We start from the raw sequence: 25,720 nt of genomic DNA, 5'->3' as shown, positions 1-25,720 counted from the left end.
CACAACTGATTATTCAGTTGAAATTTTTAATTTAAGTTCAGTTAAAGTCAGGATTTGTTCGACCACTTCATTAATGGTTAATTCAGTAGAATCGATAACAAATGCATCATCTGCAGGCTGTAATGGAGCAATTGCTCGATTACGGTCTCGATAATCACGTTCTTTAATCTCGCTTAAAATTTGCGCGATGCTAACATTAAAGCCCTTATCTTGCAACTGATTAAAACGGCGCTGGGCGCGCTCTTCGGCGCTCGCATCTAGGAAAATTTTAACTTTAGCCTCAGGAAACACAACGGTTCCCATATCTCTGCCATCGGCAATTAAACCCGGTTTTTGCAAGAATGCTTTTTGTCTTGCCAGTAATGCAGATCGTACCAGCTCAATCGAAGCGACTTCAGATGCTGCGGTGCCAACGATTTCAGTACGTAATTTATCACCGATATTCTTCCCCGCTAATAAGGTATCGACGCCAGTGCCGTTAGAGACAAAAGAGACGTCAAGCGTTAAGGCTAAATCAGCTAACTTTTTTGAGTCATTTAACAGTATATTTTTTTGTAATGCAGCGTAAGCCAGAATACGATAAAGCGCACCACTATCTAACAGATGCCATTGTAACTTTTTAGCTAAGATATGGCATACTGTGCCTTTGCCTGAACCACTTGGGCCATCGATAGTTATTAAATTTGAAACTGACATGGTCACTCCGAATCTGAGATTAAATATTTTATTGTTGTATCATAAGGCTAGTGTCTTAATCAATTTCATCTAAGAAATCACTAAGGTTTTCGTCGGTTTTTTTCTGAGACTCTTGTTGTTTTAACAAAATAAACTCATCGGTGCCTTGCCCATTAGCATTAAACTTAAATGCTTCAAACTGCATATAAGCTTCTTTTACAAAAGTATAAGGGTCTAATGATTGCTCAAGTAATATTTCTTGGCCTAATAAACCTTCACGAACATCTAAACCATTAAGTCCCATGACAACGCCTGTTTGCCACAGTTCAAAATAACTGTAAGGGAAATATAAACTATCAACAACACTACCGACTAAAATACGCGTACTACGAGGCCCTATAAAAGGCACCATTAAATAAGGTCCATGTGGAACAGACCAACGACCTAATACGTTACTAAAACTTTCTCTACGTCGCTCTACACCACCATACTTTGCAACATCAAACAAACCTAACAAACCAAAGGTTGAATTAAATGTAAAACGGAAGAAAGCATCTGTTGCTCGTCCGAACTCTAGTTGTAATAGGTTATTCACAATAGTGGAAGGTTCGTCTAGATTTAACACCATGTTATTAATAGCAACTCGCCCTGCTTTAGGCACCCAATCAACATAGGTTTCTGTGACGGGTTTATAGATATAACCATCTAACACATAATAGTTAAAGTCCCAAACTAAACGATTCACAGGTTCTATTGGGTCGCTCATATAAGTTGAATCATTACCCTGAATGGTTTGGGCAGAAACACTCAAGCTAGCAAACAGTAAAAAAATAGAGAATAAATGTCGTGTAAGCATATCAAGTATCCAAATAGTGTTTTTAATAATTAATTGTCAATATTGTTTAATGTCATTATTAATTTATTTTTAACTAATATTAAAACTATAAACAAAGCTAACGTAGAATAATAAAAGTTTAAGCCAACAGTACCTATTTAACAGAAATGCTGTTGGCTATTTATTAACGAGATTTGTTAATTATCCATTAACAAATCTAAATAGAATTTAAGATTGCTGATCAATTTCAATATTAATAGCGCTCTTTTCTCCGGCGTTAATAACGGTACTTGTACCAATCCATTGGCTAGCCTCTTTATTTACTGAGCCATCTGCAGAGATACGCGCTTTAATGATAAATTGAGAATGATCACTTAATTTAATGCCTTTAACCATCTCATTGGCATCTGATAAAATCACCTTAACGGGAAATGTGCTAATAGGTAATTTAATGGCTGCAATCGGCATGGAAGACCCACTGACAGGTTGTGCATAGACAAACAAAGTACTGTTTTGTGTATAATTGACCTGATCAGATAAAGTAATATTCACTTCGTACGCTGGCCCTACAATAGCAGGTTTATCAGTGTTTTGATCAGGCGAACTTTGTTCAACCATTGCTGTTTTTGTTTCAGGTTGTTTTTGCAGTGCTAATTGTTCTTGAGCATAAGCAATACTGTTTTTTAACATGCTTGCTTTTTCACTATTTTGACCAACTAATGCTAACATTTTTTGCCAACGTTCAATTGCCCCTAAAAAGTTCTCTTGTTGCAATGCCATAAAACCATACATTGACCAACCTTCATAATTGTCAGGGTATCTCTGTAAAAATCGATTTAACATCAATTCAGCTGTTGCTTGCGAATGTTCATCACCGATTTTCATTTTTAGTTCGATATATTCGAGTTCAATTTCAGCATTATTAGGAGCGGCTTCAATCGCTTTTTTAATCGCACCTAACGCTAACTCTTTATCTTTAAATACTCGTCCTAACCGACTGTATAAAACCCAGCCTTGAGCATCACCAGGTTCACTTGCTAAATGAGTACGTAAACCTAACATCAAATCTTCCAATTCTTTTTCATTAGGCGTGGCATCATTGTCTTCAAATAATTTTTTATGGATTTCAGGATAACGTTGCAATGTTCCCTGCCAGTCATTTACTTCTTTAAATGCACCTACTGACCAATATAAAGCAATGGTTGCTAGTATTAAAAAGATAACACCAGGTATCCAAATTCGTGGTGAATTATTTTGCTTAGTTTCTGTACTTGAATTCTTATCTTCAACATCGTCAATGTCATCAAGTAAGTTATATTGAAGCTCCGCAATCATGGTTTCTTTATCAAGCACCACACCTTGTTGAATATCATCCTCAACTTCTTTAACTCGAATATCATAAAGCTCGTGATTAAGCTGATTACGGCGTTCTTGAGTCGTATTTTTATTCGCTTTATCACGAATAAAATGAATGGCTACCACGACACTGAAAATAACCAACAATAACAAAGCGGCAATAACAAACTGTAAAATCATGATTTTGTATCCTTAACATGCTGCTTTAATAATTTCTGTAATTTTTCCTGCTCTTGCGCATCTAACTGAGAGCCTTTAGCTGGTTGTTTTTTAATTTGTCTCAATAATACTAATAAGCCAAACACAATAAACAATAAAGGACCTAGCCATAAAAAAATGGTTAGAGGCGTCACAGGGGGATCATAACGAACAAAATTACCAAAGCGCGCAACCATATAATCAATAACTTGTTCTTTGGTCTGTCCCTGAGTCACTAACTCGTAGGTTTTATTACGTAAGTCTTTTGCTAATTCGGCATTAGAGTCAGCGATATTATTGTTTTGACATTTAGGGCAACGTAATAGCTTGGTCAACTCATGAAAGGTCTGCTCTTGCTGAGCATTATCAAATTCGAAGGTCTCTATTGCTGCTTGGCTGTTATGGCTAAATAACATTAGGCTGGTAGCAATCATTAGCGCGATTAATAGATTGCTTTTATTAAAGGTTATCATTCCATCCCCTCATAAATCGCAAGTAATTTGTTATTCCAAACTTTGTCATTCAAATCACCTACATGACGATATTGAATAATACCTTTACTATCAATTAAAAACGTCTCGGGAGCACCGTAAACGCCTAGATCCATACCTAACATACCATTTTGATCAAATAAGCTGATTTGATAAGGGTCATTCAGATCATTTAGCCAACGAATGGCTTTTTTACGATCATCTTTATAATTCATACCAACAATATACAAACCTTGTTTAGCCAATTTATTAAGATACGTGTGCTCTGCATAACAAGTAGGGCACCATGTAGCCCAGACGTTCAACAACATTTTTTGACCTTTAAAAATACTTGCGTCATATTGTTTATTTTCGTCGTAAATATCTTGCAAAGTAAAAGCTGGAACCGCTTGCCCCACTAATGCAGAATCCAATTTACTTGGGTCACTGCCTTTTAATAGTGGTGTTGCCAATAACACAGCACCAATGATAAAAATAATAAAAGGAACTAACAGTGTTAATACTCGACGTTTGTTAAGCATTCTGCGCTCCTTCTTTTTCAGTCGTAGGGACACTTTCATTACCATTTTCTTTTTTACTACGGTAACGTCTATCGCAAATCATCAATAAACCACCAAAGGCCATAATTAATGGACCTAACCAAATCCAACGAATAAAGGGTTTATAATAAATTCGTACCGCCCATGCGCCGTCGGGTAATTGTTCACCCATTGCAATATATAAATCACGAGTGATACCGGCATCAATCGCCGCTTCTGTCATTGGCATACGCTGTACTGTATAAATTCGTTTTTCAGCATGCATTACAGCAATTTGTTTTTGATCTTGCTTAACCGTAAAGATACCTACTGATCCCGTATAGTTTGGACCATTAAGTGGTTTAACTTGATCGAAATGGAAGTCATAGTGCTCGAAGGTAATATGGTCTCCTACCGCTAACTTAATATCTTTTTCGATAGAAAAATTTTGTGTCATGGTGATCCCAATGATCATTACCGCCAAACCAAGGTGACCGAAGCTCATTGCCCAATGACTATTACCTAATTTCATCACTCCCTTACTAAATGCATGGCGATGCGTTGAGCGTAAATAAATTTCGTAAGCAACTGCTACGATGATCCAAAAACCTAAGAAGGTACCTAATACCGCTAACCAAGTAAGGAATGGTGCAAATATAAATAAGAAAAGTACCGTCGATAACACACTTAAAATCAAAATAAGTGTTAAAGGCTTTTTTAAATCATTTAATTGTTGACGCTTCCAACGGAACAATGAACCGACACCTAGAAATAATGCAAATGGCACAATTAAAATGGTAAACATACGATTAAAAAACGGTTCACCGATAGAGATACTGCCTAAGCCAATTTCTTTATGTACAAGCGGTAATAAAGTGCCAAGTAGCACCACGATCAACGCGGCAATTAACAAGATGTTATTGATCAACAACATGCTTTCTCTTGATGCTAATTCATAACGTCCACGGCTTTTCACTTTTGAAGCTTGTATTGCGTACAATAATAATGAACCGCCAATAACCAGCACTAAGAAACCTAAAATAAATAGACCACGTGTTGGATCACTAGCAAACGCATGTACTGAAACCAATACACCAGAACGAACGAGGAAAGTACCTAATAAACTTAATGAAAAAGCACTAAGCGCTAGTAATACAGTCCAAGATTTAAAGACGCCACGCTTCTCACTCACCGCTAATGAGTGAATTAAAGCCGTTCCTGCTAACCAAGGCATAAATGAAGCATTTTCAACAGGATCCCAGAACCACCATCCACCCCAACCTAATTCGTAATAAGCCCACCAACTGCCAAGAGCAATACCAACAGTTAAGAACATCCATGCCGCCATTGTCCAAGGACGTGACCATTTAGCCCAAGCACTATCTAAACGACCTTCAAGCAATGCAGCAATGGCAAATGCAAATGCAACAGAAAAACCTACGTATCCCATGTAAAGCATAGGAGGATGAATAACCAAGCCAAAATCTTGCAATAACGGATTTAAGTCACGACCATCGATAGGGAAATACGGCAAAGTACGTTCGAAAGGATTAGACGTTAAAATAACAAACAAATAAAACCCAAAAGATAATAAACCTAATACAGCAAGTACCCGAGCCACTGATTCAATAGGCAAACGCTTACTCATTAAGGCAACGGCAATACTCCACCCAGCTAAAAGAAAAACCCACAGTAGTAATGACCCTTCATGCGCCCCCCATACCGCAGACAATCGAAAATACCAAGGCATTGCAGAGTTTGAGTTAGTCGCAATATAACCAACCGTAAAATCATTAATTAGAAAGGAATAAGCTAAAATTGCAAAAGACGAAGCAACCGCTATGAATTGTAAAATCGTAAGAATTCTAGCACTACGAATAGCACCTTGGTGACCAGTTTGTACTCCATATAATGGATAAACCATTTGTAAAAATGACAGAATACACGCCAAAATCAACGTAAATTGACCAATTTCAGGAAGCATTAATTTAACCCTTTTTTATGAATTAAGTGGTATTAGCTTTATTTTGCTAATTCACTTTCTGTTTTTAAATGTTCCATACCTTTCAGTGCATCAGCAACTTCTGGTGGCATATATTCTTCATCGTGTTTAGCAAGCACTTCAAATGCATCAATGGCGTTTTCTGATTTTAAAACACCTTGCGCAACGATCCCCTGACCTTCACGAAATAAATCTGGCAAAATACCATCAAAGTAGACCGTGACTTGCCCTGCTTTATTGTCTATTAAATCAAAACTTACTTTAAGACTTTCAGGATCACGTTGAACAGAGCCATTTAACACCATGCCACCAATACGCAAACGTTGACCGATTTCAGGCTTAGCACCTGTTTCATTTTTACCATTAAGAATCTCATTAGGAGTGTAAAACAAATCAATATTTTGCTGTAAAGCATATAGCGTTAAACCAATTGCTAATGACAATCCTGCAATTAATGAAGAAGTGATTAATAAACGTTTTTTACGTCTTGGATTCATAAAATATCTTCTCTATTTTCAGCGGCTTTAATACGTTGTTCACGTTGTATACGTTGTTCAACTTGATGGAATATTTTTTTACGTTTAACGATGCTATTAGTGATGAGTAAAATCACACTCAAAGACGACACACCATAAGCTAACCAAACATAAAAACTATAACCGCCCATGGCGATAAAATCTGACAGTGATGTAAATGCCATATTAACCTCTCTTATTCGTTTTCAAGGATTGCTTCACTAATGTAATCACCCATGGACGATGACTTTCCCGTTGTAATATTTCATTACGAAAACGATATAAAATCATAAAACCTAAGAAACTCGCAAAACTCACAATCATAATCAACAAAGGAATAAGCATTTCCATCGCCATTGAAGGTTGATCAAACTTAGTGATCGTTGCACCTTGATGTAGGGTATTCCACCATACAACCGAAAAGTGAATAATAGGTAAATTAATCACTCCAACTAACGTCAAAATAGAAGCCGCACGACCTGCTAATATTTTATCCGAGAAAGCATTATATAAAGCGATAATCCCTAAATAAACAAATAATAAAATCAATTCAGAGGTTAGCCGAGCATCCCAAACCCACCAAGCTCCCCACATTGGTTTTCCCCATGCAGCGCCAGTAAATAAAGCAATAAAAGTATAAACAGCACCAATCGGAGCAGTCGCTGCTACCGTCATTTCAGCTAAACGAATTTGCCAAACTAAACCAATAAAAGCAGCAACCGCCATTGTTGAGTATGCTCCCATCGCCATCATTGCAGCGGGGACATGTATATAGATAATACGAAAACTATCACCTTGCTGGTAATCAGCAGGTGCGAAAGCGAGGCCCCATACAATACCGACAAGGAATGTTGGTATTGCAATGACTAAAAACCAAGGCATTAATTTCCCAGATAGCGCATAGCTTTTCTCTGCCTTTGCATAGGGGTGTAACCATTTCCACATAATTGTATCTCTATTTATATCTTTATTTTCAATAAGTAAGAATAGCTTAAACGAATTAACTGACACTAACTCGTAAAGAAGCAGCAATTGCAAAAGGCGCTAACGTAATCGCGCCGACTAACATAGCACCCAATAACGCCAATAAACCAAGGTAAGGTTGCCCAAATGAAGCAGCATCAATCGCCATGGTTGAAAAAATTAAAATCGGAATACTCAGAGGCAGCATAATTAAACTTAATAAGACACCGCCCTTACGTAAACCAATTGTCAGTGCGACGCCAATAGCACCTAACAAGCTTAAGATTGGGGTACCAATTAAAAGCGTTAAAAATAATGCCCAAAACGTATTTTCTTCAAGTGATAAAAAAACAGCTAATAAAGGAGACACTAATAAAATAGGTAAGCCTGTTAGTAACCAATGAGTGAACACTTTGGCACAAACTAACCAGGTTAAAGAATGAGGTGCAAGCATCATTTGTTCTAACGAGCCATCGATATAATCATCTTTAAATAAGCGCTCAAAAGATAACAATGCCGCTAGCAATGCTGCTACCCAAATAATGCCAGGGGCAATACGCGCTAATAAAGCAGGGTCAGTTCCTATCCCTAAAGGAAATAAAGTCACCACAATAACAAAAAACCAAATCGGATTTAAAATATCACTTTGTTGACGAAATGCGCCTAATAAATCTTTACGTACAATTTGCCCAAAAGCATCAAACATATTGTTCTCCAACAGCAGGCTTTTGTAGTACAAGTTTTTTATAGAGTTCAATAGGAAGTGATAAATCTTGATGAGTGGTTAAAATTACCATTCCACCATTTTGAGCATGTTTAATTAATAAATTCTCGATGACTTTAACGCCGTGTTTATCGATAGCAGTAAAAGGTTCATCCAAAATCCATAAAGGACAATCACTAAACCACATTCTTGCTAATGCAACTCGTCTCTGTTGACCTGCAGAAAGTTGTGCCGTTGGTATATTTTCATAACCAACAAGCCCAACTAAGGTAAGGATATCCAACAGATCTAATTCAACACTAGGATTATATAATTGATGAAAAAATTGTAGATTTTCAAGTGCTGTCAGCTCTGGTTTTACACCTGATTTGTGACCAAGGTAAAGCATATTTTGATAATAATATTCACGCTCTGACATTATATTTTGTTGTTGCCAATAAATATCGCCGGAATAAGGGGAAGACAAACCAACAAGTAAGCGAAATAAACTGGTTTTTCCGATGCCATTAGGACCTTCGACATGCAAAATTTCACCTGGGGAAAGTACAAAGTTTAGATTATTGAACAAAACTCGCTCTTCACGCACACAAGTTAAGTTTTTGCACTCAAGCATTCAGACTTACCTTTACTAATAAATAACACACAACAAAGTAGAATCGTCATATTATGCCATTTAATGTCATAAAATGTGAGCGGATCCTAACATAGAAAAAGCTTATGAGTAACTATCAGGAAGAGACAACAGGTGAAAATCAAATACAAAAGTCAAAATACTTTGTTTAAACTCAAGTTCTGTTGTCTTATTTATCTGTAAATAACGAATATTATTTACGATGTAAATTCAGTAAAAGCTCTGCTTCAGCACGAGGTAACTCACACTCAGACATAAGCTCCTCAATACTTGCACCTAATTCGACCATTTTTGTCGCACGTGTATAAAGTCTATTTTCAGGTGCAGATGCCACTAAATTAACTTGGTTTTCTTGCGTTTTTTTCACTTCAGCATCTAATTTCTGTAACTTTTTACCTAAGCCTACAGCACCAGAATGAACTTCTGTAAATTGTTTTTTCGTTGTTTCTTGCTGTACCAATAATGATTTAATCAATACTTCAAGACTATGATTTTTTTTATTCACTCTCTTTAAGAAAACAAGCGTAGTGATAAAAAAACCAATGGTTAACACTAAGGCTAACCAAGCGATATATTCTGTAAACATGTTCGACTCGATACTAATAATGAGAATAAATTACAGTAGATTTAGTTCATCCCATTCGTCGTCACTTAATAACTTGTTTAAATCCACTAAAATTAATAAGCCATCATCACGATTACACACTCCTTGGATGAACTGCGAACTTTCTTCTGTACCAACATGTGGTGCAGGCTCGATTTCTGATTTTTTCAAATAAACGACTTCAGCAACACTGTCGACTAAAATACCAATAACTTGTTTTTCAGACTCAATGATCACGATACGACTATTATCTGTTATATCAGCGGGCATTAAACCAAAACGAGTACGCGTATCTATCACTGTAACAACATTGCCACGTAAATTGATAATGCCTAATACATATTCCGGTGCACCAGGCACAGCAGCAATTTCACTATATCGCAAAATTTCTTGTACTTGCATTACGTTAATACCGTAAGTTTCATTGTCTAATAAAAAAGTAACACGTTGTAATATTTCATCATTAGACGCTTTCTTTGAAGAATTAGTTTCTCTATTCATTTTATCCCTACTTAAATTATTGGTTATTTTAAATTCAGCCTAATTAGCCGCGAATATCCATTCCTTGATCTAATAGCTTCACGAGTTCTTTTGCATGGATCAAAGCACACATCTTTTGCTTAACCATACCCGCCAGCCATGGGCGAGATCCTTTTTTATCACGCCATCTAATTTGATCTCTGTTGAGGTTTTCAGTGCCTAATAACTTTTCACAAGACAATCCCCAAGCAGTATCACCTAATAAAATAAAATGAGTATAATTAAGATCGGTAGCATTACGACCCAGTTGTAACCATGATGAAGTATCTACAATATTATATAACCGCTCATTATAGCTCATTACACCACGAAACCATTCTGGTTTACCCATTAAAAAGTTAAGTGAATCTGTTAAATGATAAATACCGCCCAGATCAGTTAATGGTATGGCAAAGGTAATATGGTTGAGTTCAAAGAACAATACTTGAAACTGATCTGCAACAACCAAATTTTCCCATTCATCATCTTTTTCAACTGGCTCTATTTCAAGCTCTTTTTGAATATTAATTGTCGGGCTAGAAAATACTAACTGTTCATTTAATTCACTAGGCTCTGCAAATTCAGGTGACTCTTCATTCGGTTTATCATCATTACGCAGCATTGAGTCAAAATAGTTTTTCATTGCGTCGTTGTTATTGTTTTTCATTTAATTGTGCTCAGTTTGTAGCAAATAATTTAACAATGTTTCATAAGCAAAGGAACCTCTAGAACTCTTAATATAAAGAGAGATAGGTAAATGCGCCAAGCTTGCATCCCTAAATTTAGTATCGATAGGAATAACGCCATTCCAAACTTTACCTTTATAAGTATTTTTTAACTCTTCTAAAGTGTTAATTGAAGCTCTTGTCCTTTTGTCAAACATAGTAGGGATAATACAATAATTAAAATCATCACCTCTAGAGTGCTGCATAATGCCAAGCGTTTGCACCATTCTTTGTAAGCCTTTAGAAGCTAAGAACTCTGTTTGTACTGGAATTAAAATTCGTTCGCAAGCTGCTAATGCATTCACCATCATTACACCTAATACCGGTGGACAGTCAATAAGTACAAAATCATAATCATCTTTTACTAATTTTAGCTGCTTATGTAAAAAAAGCCCCATGCCTTCTTGATTTCCTAATACTCTATCTAATGTTGCTAAAGACATAGAAGCAGGGATCAACGATAAATTAGCAATTTCTGTAGGTAGTATAACTTGATCTAGTTCCGCTTTAGTTGTTGCAGGATCTTGAAACAAATCGTATAGACTAACAGGCAAATGGTCTGAATCGTACTGTAAGTAACTCGTTAAAGACGCATGTGGATCTGTATCAATTAATAAGACACGAAAGCCTCGATCGACTAAAAGACCCGCCATTGAAATTACAGTTGTGGTTTTTCCAACACCCCCCTTCTGATTTGAAATAGTCCAAATTTTCACCGTCACTCCTGCCTTGTTGTAATGATGACTCGCCCATCTGGGTGATATATTTCGCGTATTTCATCACTATCAGGTTTTGGCGTACGCGGTACGTCCGTTGTTTCTTTTTTTATTGGTTTTATGCTACTTGAATTCTCATTAGATTGTTGAGCTTCGAACACCGCAAATTTAGAGATAGCAATAACAACTCGTCGACTTTTTAATTTATCTCCTTTGCCATCACTATTTAGTATAGGTTGAAACTTTCCATAACCTTCTATAACCATGCGCTCACCAGCAATGCCAAGCTTATTAAAAGCATGTAATACACTAATAGCCCGTAATGCAGAGAGTTCCCAATTTGACTTGTATATTTCATTAGCAACAGTATCTACATCAGTATAACCACGTAATCGGAGCATGTTGTTGACTGGTTTTAAAACAGCAGCGATTTGCTCTATTTGATGTTTGGCGCCATTTAATAAAGTATGGCTCTCACCAGCAAATAATAAAGGCCCACTCATTTTAATCGTTAACCAATCACCATCTAAATCAACACTAAAAGCGCCTGTTTCTAATTCGGGCTGCAATGCAGATTGTAAAGATAATTGTATCTCTTCTAATGACTTTCCGGTGTAGCTTTGATCTGGATCAGATAGTTTTTCACTTTCTAATTCACTAACATACCCCAAGTTATGGCTCTCTCCATCACTTATTAATGCAGGCCCTGTCTGGTCTTTAATATCATTGCTACGCTTAGTTAATATACCTTTTGCATCTGAACCACTATTATTGGCTCGTACAAACTGGCTAGCGCTTTGAATTACTTCAATCACTTCTTGGTATTTTTCTTCATTATTTAGTGACACAGCATAAAGCACCACAAACAACGCAAACATCAAAGTCATATAATCAGCATAAGACACTGTCCAACGATGAACATGGTTATTATGTGGATTATGAGTATGACGACGATTATAAATTGGCATTAAAAAGCAGCTCTAGATAAATACCCATTTAGACGTCGCTCTAATAATAAACTGTTTTCACCATGTGCAATGGCAATAATACCTACCATGGACATCTCTTCAAACAACGCTTGATGTTGATAATTTAAACGAATTTTGTTGGCGATAGGTAAAAAAATAAAATTAGCAAAAGCGACACCATATATCGTAGCCACAAAAGCAATAGCAATACCTTGCCCTAATAACTCTGGTTGATCTAAAAATGCCATCGCTTGTATTAAACCTAATACAGCACCAATAATCCCGATCGTAGGGCTATAACCCCCCATGGCATCAAAAACTTGTGCACCGCGTTCATTTTTATCTATTTCTAATTCAATTTCCTGCTGTAAAATGTCTTGTAAAGTAACTGGATCGCATCCATCTACGAGCATAGATAATGACTTTTCGGTAAAACTATCTAAATTTTCTACATTTTCTTTTTCTAAGCTTAGTAAACCATCTTGACGAGAGATGACAGACCATCGTTTAATCAATGATATTTGTTCTTCTAATTGATACCGAGGCTTAGCAAATAAACAGACTAATTGCTTACATGCATGGCCAAGTTGTTTACTTGAAGACTGAATTAAAATCGTACCAACAGTCCCACCAAAAACAATTAAAAAAGCAGAAAAATCTAATAAACCGCTGAGAGGCGCATTATGATAAAGCTGTGCAGAAATAATACTTACAGCAATAATAACAAAGCCAATCAGCCCAATTTTACTCATGCTTTAATTCCACCAAGATGCGTTTAGCAACTTGATCAAGAGCGATTGATTCTGTCGCAATTCCAGCTTTGGTCACTGCTTGCGGCATACCATAAACGACACAACTTGCTTCATCTTGAGCCCATATTTCAGAGCCTTTACTTTTTAATAAACGAGCGCCATCACGACCATCTGCGCCCATTCCCGTTAATATGATAGCCAATACTTTATTGGTATAAGATTTAGCAAGTGATGCAAAAGTAATATCAACGCTTGGTTTATAGTTCAAGGCTTCATTGCCTTCATGTATTTTTATTTGACCATTCGCAGCAATTAACATTTGTTTACCACCAGGTGCTAAATAAGCACAACCAGGTTTTAATATATCGCCTGTTTCTGCTTCTTTAACAGTGATCTTACAATTGCTGTTTAGACGTTCAGAGAAAGCTTTAGTGAAAGTACCAGGCATATGCTGCACTAATACGATTGGTAATTTAAAGTTTTGAGGTAATGCAGTTAATATTTTTTGCAATGCAACGGGGCCACCTGTTGAAGTCCCAATTGCCAGTACATTATAAGACTTTCCAGAAGCTTTATTGCGATGAGTTGCCGTAGATTTAATCGCCACTTCATGACCGTCATTTTTTGGCTGTAATCTCGATAAAGTAGGATTTATTGTTGTTGCTACATTAGCGACAGGTTTAACTAGTCCAGATTTTTTTTCTGGTACTCTCTGTACGCGTCGTCTAGCGATCATTTGAATACGTTGTTGTAATAAAGTGATTGCTTCTTGTTTGTCACGAGCAATATCTTCAAACTTCTTAGGTAAAAAGTCACATGCTCCAGCATCTAATGCATCTAACGTTGCACTAGCACCTTGATGAGTTAATGATGAAAACATTAAAATAGGTGTTGGCACGAGATCCATTATCTTTTGAACTGCTGTAATGCCATCCATTACTGGCATTTCAACATCCATAGTAATCACATCAGGTTTATGTTTGACCACCATATCAATGGCTTCTTTACCATTATTTGCTGTAGCAATTACCTCTAAGTATGGCGATGCATTGATTATTTCACTAACTCGACGACGAAAAAAATTCGAATCATCAACCACTAATACTTTAATCGTCATCTACTTTCCTTTATGCGTAATGTTTTAATAAGCTTGGTAAATCTAAAATTAAAGCAATGCCACCATCACTTGTGATGGTCGCACCTGCCATTCCAGGTGTACCAGAAAGTAATTTATCTAATGCTTTAATAACAACTTCTTCTTGGCCAAGTAAACCATCAACAACAAAGCCGACTTGTTGCGTACCAAGCTGAACAATAACAACGTGCCCTTTCCCCTTACCTTTATCAGATAAAGGCGATTTAGGTGCTAACCACTCCCGTAGATAAAATAATGGGATAGCATGGTCACGAATAACCACCGTTAATTGTCCATTAACAATATTGGTTTTAGCTAAGTCAAAATGGAATATCTCATTAACATTGGTTAGCGGCAATGCAAATGTTTGCTTAGCAACAACTATCATTAAGGTTGGTAAAATAGCTAACGTTAACGGTACCTTAATTTCTAAACGAGTCCCTTTACCAATTGCAGAATCGATGGAGATGGTGCCATTTAGTTTAGTAATACTAGTTTTAACAACATCCATACCAACGCCACGACCAGAGATATCAGAAATTTCAACTTTAGTTGAGAAACCAGGAGCAAAAATTAATGAGTAGGCTTCAGTATCTGTCATGCGATCTGCACCATCTTGATCTAAGATGCCTTTATTCATCGCTATTTGTTTTAATTTTTCTGCATCCATACCTGCGCCATCATCTTCAATGACTAACAAAATATGGTCTCCCTCTTGAGCAGCAGATAATAAAACACGCCCTTGTGTTTCTTTCCCAGCTTGCATTCGAATATCAGGCATTTCAATACCATGATCTACCGAATTACGGACTAAATGGACTAATGGGTCAGCTAAGGCTTCCACTAGGTTTTTATCTAAATCAGTTTCTTCACCGACCAATTCTAAACGAATATCTTTACCAAGCTGACGAGCTAAATCCCTGACTACACGAGGAAATTTGCCAAAGACTTTCTTAATAGGCTGCATCCGAGTTTTCATAACAGAGCCTTGCAAGTCGCTTGTTACAATCGCCAAATTAGCAACTGCACGAGAAATTTCTTCATTTTCTGAAGTTGACTCTAAACTGACTAAACGATTACGTACTAAAACTAACTCTCCGACCATGTTCATAATTTCATCAAGTGTACTCGTGTCAACTCTGACACTTTGCTCCGCTTGATTTACTTTATTAGGTGTCGTTTTTGCTGGTGCAGTGGTAGCAGCCTTTTGTACTGGATTCGCATGCTGTTTAACAGGCTCAGCTTGAGATGACGGAGCTTTTATAGGTTGATCACTTTTCACTTCTGGAGTACTAACAGAGGAAATTGAATTCACGACTTTGTCTGTAGCAGCTTTTGTACTAACTTTTCCTACGCCATGTAATTCATCTAGTAATGATTCAAATTCGTCATCTGTAATATCATCTGAAGGTTTTTTATCTGCAGAAAGGTCATTCTTATGTATACCTTTACCATGAAGATCATCCAACAAACTTTCAAATTCGTCATCAGTTATTTCATCACTAGCAACTTCATTGCTAGCAGTCGTTACGGCCACAGGAGATAAAGAATGCTTTCCAGCACCATGTAAGTCATCTAATAGCGATTCAAATTCATCTTCACTAATTTCATCACTAGCAACTGCATTATCAGTAACAGAATCGATCTCAGTAGTAGATAAGGAATGTTTACCAACACCGTGCAAGCCATCTAATAACGATTCAAATTCATCTTCACTGATTTCATCACTTTCTGCTTCCATAGAAGCGTCCTCAGTAACGGGAAGTTTGCTTGGAGAATCTGAATTTGCATGTAACTCATCTAATAACGCATCAAATTCAAGTGCATCTATATCATCAATAGTTTTAGCTTGTGGTTGAACAACAGACTCCGGAGGTTGTTCAATGACAGGTTCAGGAAGTTGTTCGATAACAGGTTCATCTGTGACCGCAGGTTTACTCAAACGATGTAATGCATCTAAAATATGATCAGGTGCTTTGACACCTTGCTCACCATTTTGAACAGCTGAAAATTGTTCATTAATAATATCTAATGTCGCTAAAATAGTATCCATGAGTTCAGAGTCAACGAGCCGAGCTCCTTGACGTAAACCATCAAAGACATTCTCAGCACCATGACATGTTTCAACAAGTTCATTTAGGGATAAAAAACCTCCACCGCCTTTAACGGTATGAAAGCCTCTAAAAATTGCATTTAGTAATTCGGAATCATTAGGATTATTTTCTAACTCTACAAGTTGTTCAGATAATAATTCTAAAATTTCTCCCGCTTCGACTAAAAAGTCCTGCAAGATTTCATCATCTATTTCAAATGTCATTCCAGGTTCCCTTTAAAATCCTAAGCTCGAAAGCAAATCATCCACTTCATCTTGTCCATTAACTACATCTAAACGGGATTCCGCATCTATGATTGGACCTTCTGCAACAGTACTTTTTTGTTCTTTTTTCTCTTCTTTTACAACAGAAGCATCTAACTCTGTTTGCTTACTGCAAACAGTCAATATAACAACTAGTTTAGATTCAATTTCTTGCACTAAGGCAATAACTCTATTGATAATTTGCCCAGTTATGTCTTGAAACTCTTGAGCCATTAATATTTCAGTTAATTTGTCGCGTAACTGCACCGAACTGCCTTTAGAGTAAGTAAAAAACTCATCAATGGAGTGACACAATACTTTAAATTCACCAAGTTCTAAGTTGCGAGTCATCAAGCTTTCCCAGCTCGGCATAACTTCGTCTAAATCATGAATTAACTTATCAGCAATAGGTAAGCAATGATCTACAGCATCCATCGTGGTATTAGCGGCTTTATCTGTCATTTCAATAACATAATTTAAGCGATTTTTAGCATCGGGTAAATCATGCCCAGCGAGGTCCATTAAACGGGTATCATTATTAAAGCTTAATAAAGCCTCATGCAATTCACGTGTTAATTCACCGACTTGGCCAAAGAGAAGATGTTCCTTTGATACAGAAAAATCAACGCTCTCTACAATCTTATTAGCTTCATTAATTTGCTCGGCTTCTAAATGAGCCACTAGCGCTTTAGCTTGAGAAAGTGAGAGGTGTGGCGTAACTTTATTAGCCATACTGTACTCCTTAAATTAAGCTAAACGCTCAAATATTTTGTCTAATTTTTCTTTCAATGTCCCTGCTGTAAAAGGTTTAATAATATAACCATTAACACCACATTGAGCTGCTTCAACGATCTGTTCTCGTTTTGCTTCGGCTGTTACCATTAATACTGGTAAATGCTTTAATTTAGGATCTTTTCTAATCTCTTTTAATAGATCAATCCCTTCCATTATCGGCATATTCCAGTCGGTAACCACGAACTCAAAGTCACCGTTTTGTAACAACGGCAATGCAGTATGGCCATCATCAGCTTCAAATGTATTAGTGAAGCCTAAATCCCTTAATAAGTTCTTAATTATTCTTCTCATTGTTGAGAAATCATCAACAATTAATATTTTCATATTTTTATTCAAAACATTCCCTTAAGGCAAAAAAGTCGGCCTATTTTATATCTATGTTATATATAGGTAAAAACTGCAAAAACGCATTATTCTTTTACATTATTCTTTAGATTATTAACAATATTGTGAGCTACCACAAATTATTACCTCTTATTGGTTATATTCTATCAGAATTAATTTTAGATTTCAGCTTGTGAATAGCTTGACTGAGAATTTGGCTAACACGTGATTCACTTACTTCTAAAATTAGACCAATCTCCTTTAAGTTCATCTCTTCGTCGTAATAAAGTGATAAAACTAAAGCTTCTCTTTGTGGTAACTGTTCAATCATTCGTGCTAATTGTTGGGTAAACTGATTATCTGCAACATCATCAAAAGTACTATCAAATGTTTTACTTGATTGCGCAAACATATCATCTGGATTTGGTAGGTCTTCATAGGCGATAAGTTTGCCGCAATTAACGTCTTGAAGCATTTTTTGATATTCAGTAAGTGAAATTTGAAGATAATTAGCAACATCAATCTCCTTTGCATCCTCTCCACTTTGTTTTTCGACTGCATCAATTGCACTAGCAATCGTTCTACTATTTTTATGTACCGAACGTGGAACCCAATCACCTTTGCGCATTTCATCTAACATTGCACCACGTATTCGAATACCTGCAAACGTTTCAAAGCTAGCGCCTTTAGAAGCATCAAAATTACGAGCTGCTTCTAATAAACCAATCATGCCTGATTGCACTAAATCATCTGCTAATACACTAGCAGGTAACCTAGCCATCAAATGATAAGCTATTTTATGTACTAGTTCTAAGTGCCGTGTTATCAGCTCTGATGTATCAGTTTGATATCCCTGCGCTTTAATCACTTATAGAGTTCCCCTCTTTATCAACACTTATAAAAGCTCTTTAATATTTTCGTCATTATCATTGAGTAATAGCTTTTCAATAAAGAACTCTAGATGGCCACCAGGTTGATGTGGAATAGGCCAATCACAAGCACGGTTAGCTAATGCTTTAAAGGCAAGTGAAGCAGGTGTTTTTGGGAACGCATCCACTACTGTTTTTTGTTTTCTCACTGCTTGGCGAACATTACCATCAAAAGGAATACAGGCGACAAGCTCTAAAGAAACGTCTAAAAAACGATCCGTTACACGTGTTAACTTTGTAAATAGATCTTGCCCTTCACGTAAACTACGCACCATATTAGCGACGATTTTAAAGCGATAAACGCCATTTTGTTTACTAAGTATTTTGATTAAAGCATAAGCATCAGTAATTGATGTAGGCTCATCACACACCACCATTAATACATCCTGTGCCGCTTGAGCGAAGCTGACTACCATATTTGAAATACCAGCAGCGGTATCAATTAATAAAATATCAATGGGTGTTTGTAATGAGCTAAAAGCTTGAATTAAACCTGCATGTTCAACATCGGTTAATTCAACCATTGATTGAGTACCTGATGTTGCAGGAATGATCATAACGCCCTCTGGGCCATGAACGATAACCTCATCCAAAGTACATTCACCAGATAAAACATGTGATAAATTTTTAATAACACGAATGCCTAATAACACATCTACATTAGCAAGCCCTAAATCAGCATCAAGCACCATCACTCGTTTACCCATTTTAGCAAGTGAGACAGCCATATTAAGGGTAACATTAGTTTTACCAACACCGCCTTTACCGCCAGTGACTGCAATCACTTTAACTTGGTGATTGGTCATTTTTCTTAAACCACTTGCTTGATCTGCCATCATCTTACTTACTCATTTTTTGAATTAATTAAACTACTACTATAGTATGTATACTATAACATCGATATTAATCGTCAGTACTGCTATACCATTGATGTTTATCTTCTTGTTCTTGGCTATCCATCATTGCTAAAGTACTACTGATTAAGTTTTCTACTTTAGCAATTTCAATATCTTCAGGTACACGTTGCCCTGTCGTAATATAACTAATCGGTAATGCATGTTTCATGGTGACACTTAATACTTCGCCTAAACCGATACTTTCATCAATTTTAGTTAAAATACAACCCGATAACCGAATACGTTTAAAATGCTGTAATGCTTCTTCAACCACCCTACGCTGCGCAGTAGAAGGAACTACTAAATAACTTCTAATATTGACTCCACTACTACTCATTAATGTCTCTAACTGCTCAGACAGACGAACATCTCGTTGTCCCATACCAGCGGTATCAATTAAGACTAATCGCTTTTCTCTGAACTGATATAGGATTTGTGATAATTCGTCAGCATCCTTAGCAACTCGTACAGCACAACCCATTATTTTTCCATAAGTTGCTAATTGCTCATGCGCGCCTATACGGTAAGTATCAGTAGTAATTAAAGCAACTTGCTCGGGGCCATATTTAATAGCAAATTGTGCAGCCAATTTAGCAATTGTGGTTGTTTTGCCTACTCCGGTTGGTCCTAATAATGCTATTGCTCCACCTTTTAGCAGGATTTCATTATTACCAATGGATATTTTATCTTGCAATAAAGCTTGTATGTATTGCTGCACCTCGCTTGATGAAGCATCTTCAGGAACATAACTTGCTAAGTTATCGGCAATTTCATCTGAAAATCCAGCACTGTTTAACCATTTAATAATCATTGCTCGAACGGGTTCTTTACGCTCCATTTCTTGCCACATTAAGCCTGAAACTTGATGTTCTAATAACTTACGTAAAGAGGCAACTTCCTCACTGATTTTAGCAATATCTTTATTTTCACTACTACGATTTGCTTGTGAAGCACTTTTTAATGTTGAAGTACGACGATCTGGACCATTATTCCAACTTTGCTGCTCAGCTAATGTCGCTGGTTGTGAAGATGCAAAAGGTTTTGGCCCCTTTTCAGCTTGCTCTTGAAATGAAAAAGCAGGCAACTCTTCACGTTTTTTTAAAACAGGTTTTTTATTTTGGTGGGCATTAACTTTACCAAAAAATGAATTCAATGATTTAGCGAAATCTTCACCACTTTCTTTACGATTACTGCGAATACTATTGGGCAATTTTATTTTTGGTGTTTTTTCAGTACTTTTTGAAGACAACTGCACACTGTCTTCCTTAAGCTGAGACAGTGCATCTGATTTATCTGATTTTGGTTCAGTCGTTGGTTTTGATTGATAATCAACTGCCGCAACAATCTCAATGCCACCCACTACTTTTTTATTAGACATGATCACAGCATCTGGGCCTAACACCTCTTTAACTTCAACCATTGCTGTACGCATGTCTTTTGCAAAAAATCGCTTAATTTTCATTCATTACAACCGTTATTGCCCTATTGAGCTAATTATTTTAATCTGTTTATCATCTGGTATTTCTTGATAAGACAGTATGTGTAAACTCGGTATTGTATTTTTAACAAATCGAGCTAAGGTACCGCGTAATACACCTGATGTTAATAAGACTGCTGGCTGACCTAACAACTCTTGTTGTTGTGATGCTTCGATCAATGAGTTCTGAATTCGCTCAGCTAGTCCAGGTTCGATACCTGCACCGTCTGCTCCACCAGCCTGTATAGACTTATGCAATATCTGCTCCAACTCTGAAGATAGCGTAATAACAGGTATCTCAGGCTCATTACCAATAATTTCTTGAACGATCATACGTTTTAATGAAATTCGGCATGCTGCCGTCAAAACTTCGGCATCTTGACTACGCGGACCGTAATCGACTAGTGTTTGTACAATTGAACGAATATCTCTAATAGCAACATTTTCATTTAATAAGCTTTGCAGTACTTTCACTACGGTACTCAGCGACAAGATTTCGGGAATTAAACCTTCGACCAGCTTTGGATGTTTTTTAGCCAACATATCTAATAGATTTTGAGCTTCTTCATGCCCTAATAACTGCGCAGCATGATTACTTAGTATTTGGCTGAGATGTGTTGCAACCACTGTTGCTGTATCAACAACGGTGTAACCTAATGCTTGTGCTTGCTCTCGTTGAGCTTCTTCGATCCATACCGCTTCTAGCCCAAACGCAGGATCGATACCCGTAACACCATCAATAGGACCAAAAACTTGTCCTGGATTGATAGCCATGTCTTTATCATGATAGATATCAGCATGACCACAGGTAACCCCCATCAAAGAGATAGAATAATTATTCGGTGCCAGATCTAAATTGTCACGAATATGAACAGGCGGAATTAAAAAACCCATTTGTTGAGAGAGCTTTTTACGCACCCCTTTAATGCGATCTAATAATTGCCCCCCCTGCGCTTTATCCACTAGCGGAATTAATCGATATCCCACTTCTAATCCAATAGTGTCAACACTACGAACATCGTCCCAACCTAATTCTTTGACTTCAGCAGGACCTTCATTTGTAATACCGCCATTTTCTTTAATCGCTAATGCCGTTTCTTCTTTGTTTTTTAAACGATATAACTGCCAATAAGCACCACCAGCAGCGATTCCACCTAACGTTAAAAAGGCAAGATGTGGCATGCCAGGAACAATCCCCATGACTAATAAAATACCTGCGGTGATCATTAATGCTTTAGGGTCATAGAACATTTGTCCAAGCATGCGACTACCCATATCTGCTGAGGTATTTTCACGCGTCACAGTGATTGCAGCAGCAATAGATAATAATAACGAAGGAATTTGTGCAACTAAACCATCACCAATCGTTAATAAGGTATAAATTTCAGCAGCCTGTGAAAAAGGTAAATCGTATTGCACCATACCAATAACAAAACCACCGATGATATTAATGAATAGGATCATGATTCCAGCAATCGCATCACCTTTAACAAATTTACTCGCACCATCCATTGACCCGTAAAAATCGGCTTCCATGGTCACTTCTTGTCGACGTAAGCGGGCTTCTTCTTGATTAATTAAGCCTGCATTCAAATCGGCATCAATCGCCATTTGTTTACCTGGCATTGCATCTAAGGTAAAACGCGCACTCACTTCTGAAATACGTCCAGCACCTTTTGTGATAACTACAAAGTTAATAATCATTAAGATGATAAATACAATTAAACCAACAGCTAAGTTACCACCAATCACCACCGAACCAAATGCTTCGATAACGTTACCAGCAGCATCACCGCCCTCATGGCCTTCCAATAGAACCACTCGAGTTGATGCTACGTTTAAAGCAAGACGTAATAATGTAGCAATTAAAAGAACGGTAGGGAAAGCGGCAAAGTCTAATGGACGCTTAGTATAAATAGAGACAAGTAACACAACTAATGCAAGTGCAATATTAAATGTGAATAAAATATCCAGTAGCAGGGTCGGCATAGGTAAAATAACCATACCTAATGCAGCTAACACTATAATTGGGGTGCCTAAACCACCGAGTACAACGGAGCGTTTAGACCATAGCGATGTTAAAATACTGTTGATAGAGTCACCTAAAAATGAATGTGATAACGTTTATTTAGCGATAATTATATTTTTCTAATCCATATCTAATTAGTTTAACTTATTAATATAAAGATAATTGCAATCAATTACTAACCACAAAGTAATAAAAGCTAAATAATAGTAAAAAATAAAATTATCCGTTAATACTTTTGATACTTATTCAATTAATCCTTATTAATCAAACATATTAGTTGAATTTTCTACTTATATTTTAGTGTTTAAACATCAACAATACTACACAGTAAATGAAAATACCTTAGTTAGGATAAATAAACCCTTCAGGGACAGGTATTTCTGTTGGTAAGGCTTTAGGCCGCCCTGACTTACCTTTCCTAAATTGTTCTAATTGATAGATGTAAGCTAATATTTTTGCAATTGCGATAAATAGTTCTTCAGGAACATCTTCGCCTATTTCAGTAGTGTGATAAACCGCACGGCACAGTTGTGGTGACTGCATCACAGGGATTTCATTCTCACGGCCAACTTCACGAATTTTAAGCGCCATAAAATCGACACCTTTAGCAACAACATATGGAGGCCTATCGCCTTCTTTATCATATTTTAATGCAACCGAATAATGAGTTGGATTTGTCACGATAACATCAGCATCTGGAACATCCTGCATCATAGTTCGTTGTGACATCTCATATTGTAATTGACGGATACGCTGCTTAACTTCGGGTTTCCCTTCAGAGTTACGATATTCATCTTTAACTTCTTGTTTTGTCATTTTCAATTCATCACTATGCTTATAGATCTGGTAAGGCACATCCACGGCCACAATAATTAATAATGATAAACACAATAAAAGAAACATCCATCTCAACATATCTAATGCCTCAAATGCACTCCCTGGCAATTGACTAACAGATAAATGTAATATGTGTTCAAAAGTCGCCGCTAAAATGGCCCAAGCACCACAAATAACAACTGCAACTTTTAAAATAGACTTTAATAACTCAACCCAGGCTTGCATCCCAAACATTCGCTTAAAACCGGCTTTAGGGCTCATGCGACTGAACTTAGGCATCATTGCTTTAGTACTAAAAATCATGCCTCCTAATAATGAACTCCCTAGTATTGAAATAATAAACAACATCAATAGAATGAAGAACATTGGCATGCCTAATCCACTAAAGCCATCCACTAAGGCGTGCCACATCTGTTCAGGGGAAAATATATCAGCACGCTCAAATGTAAAGGCACGTTTCATCATGATAGATAATTCGTAAGCTAACCTATCACCAAATATAAAAATAGAAAGTGCAGCTGCAATTAAAACTGAAGCGGTTGCTAATTCTTTAGATCTTGCAACCTGCCCCTTATCTTTAGATTTACGTAGCTTGTCGGGTGTGGCTTCCTCAGTCTTTTCACTACCGTTTTCATTTTCAGCCATCGATTAACCTTTTAATGTCGCGTTAGCAGAAATCATCGCTATTATGGTTTTACACAAGGGTTGTTGAGTACTTCACACATAGTAGTAATTCCTTTAATCCACTGGTTTTCAAAATGGAATGGCACATTTAATAACGTAATCCATAGAACAAATAAACCAAATACCATGCTAATTGAAAAACCTAAGCTGAAAATATTCAACTGAGGAGCTGCTTTGGTCATGATTCCAAAAGATAAATTAACCAATAACATAGCGACCATTGAAGCGATAGAAAATGCCAGAGCAGCATGAAACATAATTGAAAACCAACCAGCCACTTTATAATAATCTAAAGCAAGTAAACCACTTTCAGAAATCGGTAACGTTTCAAAGCTATTAATAATCATTTCTATCATTAATAAATGCCCATCTACACCTAAAAACAATAAAGTCACTAACAATACATAGAATTGACCTACAACAGGTGATGTTTGACCACTCATAGGATCTGCCATAGAAGCAAAGCCTAAACTGGTTTGCATTGCAATGATTTGACCTGCGATTACAAATGTTTGCACCACAAAAACTGAAATAGTACCAATCGCGACACCAATCAATATTTGCTGCATCACTACGATGAAGCTTCCGAGTGAAAACAGCTCTATATTATCAGGGGCTGGCGGTAACGAAGGTAAAGCAAGAAGGGTGACACTTAACGCATAAAATAAACGGATGCGAGTAGGTACTGTATTGGAACCAACCGCGACCATAACCATTAACATCGCCGCAATACGACTGAATGCCCATAAATAACTGGCAATAAAATCTAATATAAGATCAGCCGAAAAAAACATCACCCCACCACTTGTGGGATTTGACTAATCATGGCTATAAAAAATTCCATTAACTTACCAAATCCCCAATGGGCTCCGAAAGCTAATGCAAATAAAGTCATGATTAAACGCGGTAAAAAGCTCAATGTTTGTTCATTAATAGAAGTTGCCGCTTGAAATACAGCGACGACTAGTCCAATTAATAAACTAGGAATAATAACCGCTGAGACTAGAATCATCACTAGCCATAAAGCTTGTCTAAAAATATTTACAAAAACTTCCGGTTCCATAAG

Annotated in this window: 28 protein-coding genes; all 28 read right to left on the bottom strand. The window is 36.8% G+C overall.

What is annotated here, in order from left to right; all coding sequences use genetic code 11:
* Positions 1-9 precede the first annotated feature (9 nt).
* Positions 10-696 carry a (d)CMP kinase gene (gene cmk, locus V6255_RS02410; protein ID WP_341626709.1) on the bottom strand — a complete coding sequence of 229 codons (687 nt, stop codon included), beginning with the start codon at positions 694-696 and terminating at the stop codon, positions 10-12.
* 55 nt (positions 697-751) lie between these two features.
* Positions 752-1,531 carry an MlaA family lipoprotein gene (locus V6255_RS02405; protein ID WP_160060455.1) on the bottom strand — a complete coding sequence of 260 codons (780 nt, stop codon included), beginning with the start codon at positions 1,529-1,531 and terminating at the stop codon, positions 752-754.
* A gap of 207 nt (positions 1,532-1,738) precedes the next feature.
* Positions 1,739-3,046, bottom strand: a complete 1,308-nt coding sequence (gene ccmI / locus V6255_RS02400; protein WP_341626708.1) for a c-type cytochrome biogenesis protein CcmI — start codon at positions 3,044-3,046, stop codon at positions 1,739-1,741.
* Positions 3,043-3,537 carry a cytochrome c-type biogenesis protein gene (locus V6255_RS02395; protein WP_160060453.1) on the bottom strand — a complete coding sequence of 165 codons (495 nt, stop codon included), beginning with the start codon at positions 3,535-3,537 and terminating at the stop codon, positions 3,043-3,045. Before V6255_RS02395 ends, ccmI begins: the two co-directional genes overlap by 4 nt.
* Positions 3,534-4,076 carry a DsbE family thiol:disulfide interchange protein gene (locus V6255_RS02390; protein ID WP_160060452.1) on the bottom strand — a complete coding sequence of 181 codons (543 nt, stop codon included), beginning with the start codon at positions 4,074-4,076 and terminating at the stop codon, positions 3,534-3,536. The genes V6255_RS02395 and V6255_RS02390 overlap by 4 nt, the downstream gene beginning before the upstream one ends.
* The gene (locus V6255_RS02385; RefSeq protein ID WP_341626707.1) at positions 4,069-6,057 is read right to left on the bottom strand and encodes a heme lyase CcmF/NrfE family subunit; all 1,989 of its coding nucleotides are present in this window, start codon (positions 6,055-6,057) and stop codon (positions 4,069-4,071) included. The genes V6255_RS02390 and V6255_RS02385 overlap by 8 nt, the downstream gene beginning before the upstream one ends.
* A gap of 38 nt (positions 6,058-6,095) precedes the next feature.
* Positions 6,096-6,572 carry a cytochrome c maturation protein CcmE gene (ccmE, locus tag V6255_RS02380; protein WP_341626706.1) on the bottom strand — a complete coding sequence of 159 codons (477 nt, stop codon included), beginning with the start codon at positions 6,570-6,572 and terminating at the stop codon, positions 6,096-6,098.
* Entirely contained in the window at positions 6,569-6,775 is a 207-nt protein-coding gene (gene ccmD, locus V6255_RS02375; protein WP_341626705.1) for a heme exporter protein CcmD, read from the bottom strand. Before ccmD ends, ccmE begins: the two co-directional genes overlap by 4 nt.
* A gap of 1 nt (position 6,776) precedes the next feature.
* Positions 6,777-7,535 carry a heme ABC transporter permease gene (locus tag V6255_RS02370; protein WP_341626704.1) on the bottom strand — a complete coding sequence of 253 codons (759 nt, stop codon included), beginning with the start codon at positions 7,533-7,535 and terminating at the stop codon, positions 6,777-6,779.
* A gap of 55 nt (positions 7,536-7,590) precedes the next feature.
* Positions 7,591-8,259, bottom strand: coding sequence for a heme exporter protein CcmB (gene ccmB / locus V6255_RS02365; protein WP_160060447.1), 669 nt, complete (start codon positions 8,257-8,259; stop codon positions 7,591-7,593).
* Positions 8,252-8,890: a cytochrome c biogenesis heme-transporting ATPase CcmA gene (gene ccmA, locus V6255_RS02360; protein ID WP_341626703.1), complete on the bottom strand. Its 639-nt coding sequence runs from the start codon at positions 8,888-8,890 to the stop codon at positions 8,252-8,254. Before ccmA ends, ccmB begins: the two co-directional genes overlap by 8 nt.
* 211 nt (positions 8,891-9,101) lie before the next feature.
* Positions 9,102-9,494 (bottom strand): DUF2802 domain-containing protein, encoded by a 393-nt coding sequence (locus tag V6255_RS02355; RefSeq protein ID WP_341626702.1) that lies wholly within the window; start codon positions 9,492-9,494, stop codon positions 9,102-9,104.
* 30 nt (positions 9,495-9,524) lie between these two features.
* Complete coding sequence (locus tag V6255_RS02350) at positions 9,525-10,013, bottom strand: chemotaxis protein CheW (RefSeq protein ID WP_341626701.1); 489 nt, start codon at positions 10,011-10,013, stop codon at positions 9,525-9,527.
* 43 nt (positions 10,014-10,056) lie between these two features.
* Complete coding sequence (locus V6255_RS02345; RefSeq protein WP_341626700.1) at positions 10,057-10,698, bottom strand: chemotaxis protein CheW; 642 nt, start codon at positions 10,696-10,698, stop codon at positions 10,057-10,059.
* Positions 10,699-11,472: a ParA family protein gene (locus V6255_RS02340; protein ID WP_341626699.1), complete on the bottom strand. Its 774-nt coding sequence runs from the start codon at positions 11,470-11,472 to the stop codon at positions 10,699-10,701.
* Positions 11,473-11,474: 2 nt separating this feature from the next.
* On the bottom strand, positions 11,475-12,440 hold the full coding sequence (locus V6255_RS02335; protein WP_341626698.1) for a flagellar motor protein MotB: 966 nt from the start codon (positions 12,438-12,440) through the stop codon (positions 11,475-11,477).
* The gene (locus V6255_RS02330) at positions 12,440-13,192 is read right to left on the bottom strand and encodes a flagellar motor protein (RefSeq protein WP_341626697.1); all 753 of its coding nucleotides are present in this window, start codon (positions 13,190-13,192) and stop codon (positions 12,440-12,442) included. The genes V6255_RS02335 and V6255_RS02330 overlap by 1 nt, the downstream gene beginning before the upstream one ends.
* A complete protein-coding gene (locus V6255_RS02325) occupies positions 13,185-14,309 on the bottom strand; it encodes a chemotaxis response regulator protein-glutamate methylesterase (protein WP_341626696.1) in 1,125 nt (374 codons plus the stop codon). The genes V6255_RS02330 and V6255_RS02325 overlap by 8 nt, the downstream gene beginning before the upstream one ends.
* 10 nt (positions 14,310-14,319) lie before the next feature.
* Entirely contained in the window at positions 14,320-16,644 is a 2,325-nt protein-coding gene (locus tag V6255_RS02320) for a chemotaxis protein CheA (protein WP_341626695.1), read from the bottom strand.
* Between the two features lie 12 nt (positions 16,645-16,656).
* Entirely contained in the window at positions 16,657-17,415 is a 759-nt protein-coding gene (locus V6255_RS02315) for a protein phosphatase CheZ (protein ID WP_341626694.1), read from the bottom strand.
* Between the two features lie 15 nt (positions 17,416-17,430).
* Positions 17,431-17,814 carry a chemotaxis response regulator CheY gene (gene cheY / locus V6255_RS02310; protein WP_341626693.1) on the bottom strand — a complete coding sequence of 128 codons (384 nt, stop codon included), beginning with the start codon at positions 17,812-17,814 and terminating at the stop codon, positions 17,431-17,433.
* A 145-nt stretch (positions 17,815-17,959) separates the two neighbouring features.
* Positions 17,960-18,670: an RNA polymerase sigma factor FliA gene (locus V6255_RS02305; RefSeq protein WP_341626692.1), complete on the bottom strand. Its 711-nt coding sequence runs from the start codon at positions 18,668-18,670 to the stop codon at positions 17,960-17,962.
* A 27-nt stretch (positions 18,671-18,697) separates the two neighbouring features.
* Positions 18,698-19,570 (bottom strand): MinD/ParA family protein, encoded by an 873-nt coding sequence (locus V6255_RS02300; protein WP_341626691.1) that lies wholly within the window; start codon positions 19,568-19,570, stop codon positions 18,698-18,700.
* 64 nt (positions 19,571-19,634) lie between these two features.
* Entirely contained in the window at positions 19,635-21,089 is a 1,455-nt protein-coding gene (gene flhF / locus V6255_RS02295) for a flagellar biosynthesis protein FlhF (protein WP_341626690.1), read from the bottom strand.
* A 12-nt stretch (positions 21,090-21,101) separates the two neighbouring features.
* Positions 21,102-23,198, bottom strand: a complete 2,097-nt coding sequence (gene flhA, locus V6255_RS02290; protein WP_341626769.1) for a flagellar biosynthesis protein FlhA — start codon at positions 23,196-23,198, stop codon at positions 21,102-21,104.
* Positions 23,199-23,475: 277 nt separating this feature from the next.
* Positions 23,476-24,615, bottom strand: coding sequence for a flagellar biosynthesis protein FlhB (gene flhB, locus V6255_RS02285; protein WP_341626689.1), 1,140 nt, complete (start codon positions 24,613-24,615; stop codon positions 23,476-23,478).
* Between the two features lie 41 nt (positions 24,616-24,656).
* Positions 24,657-25,448 (bottom strand): flagellar biosynthetic protein FliR, encoded by a 792-nt coding sequence (fliR, locus tag V6255_RS02280; protein WP_201287997.1) that lies wholly within the window; start codon positions 25,446-25,448, stop codon positions 24,657-24,659.
* Complete coding sequence (gene fliQ, locus V6255_RS02275; RefSeq protein WP_341626688.1) at positions 25,448-25,717, bottom strand: flagellar biosynthesis protein FliQ; 270 nt, start codon at positions 25,715-25,717, stop codon at positions 25,448-25,450. The genes fliR and fliQ overlap by 1 nt, the downstream gene beginning before the upstream one ends.
* Between the last annotated feature and the right edge of the window lie 3 nt (positions 25,718-25,720).

Source organism: Psychromonas arctica, assembly GCF_038155225.1.
Lineage (GTDB): Bacteria > Pseudomonadota > Gammaproteobacteria > Enterobacterales > Psychromonadaceae > Psychromonas > Psychromonas arctica_B.
The sequence above is the reverse complement of the archived record's forward strand: the minus strand, read 5'-3'. Positions and strand labels throughout refer to the sequence as shown.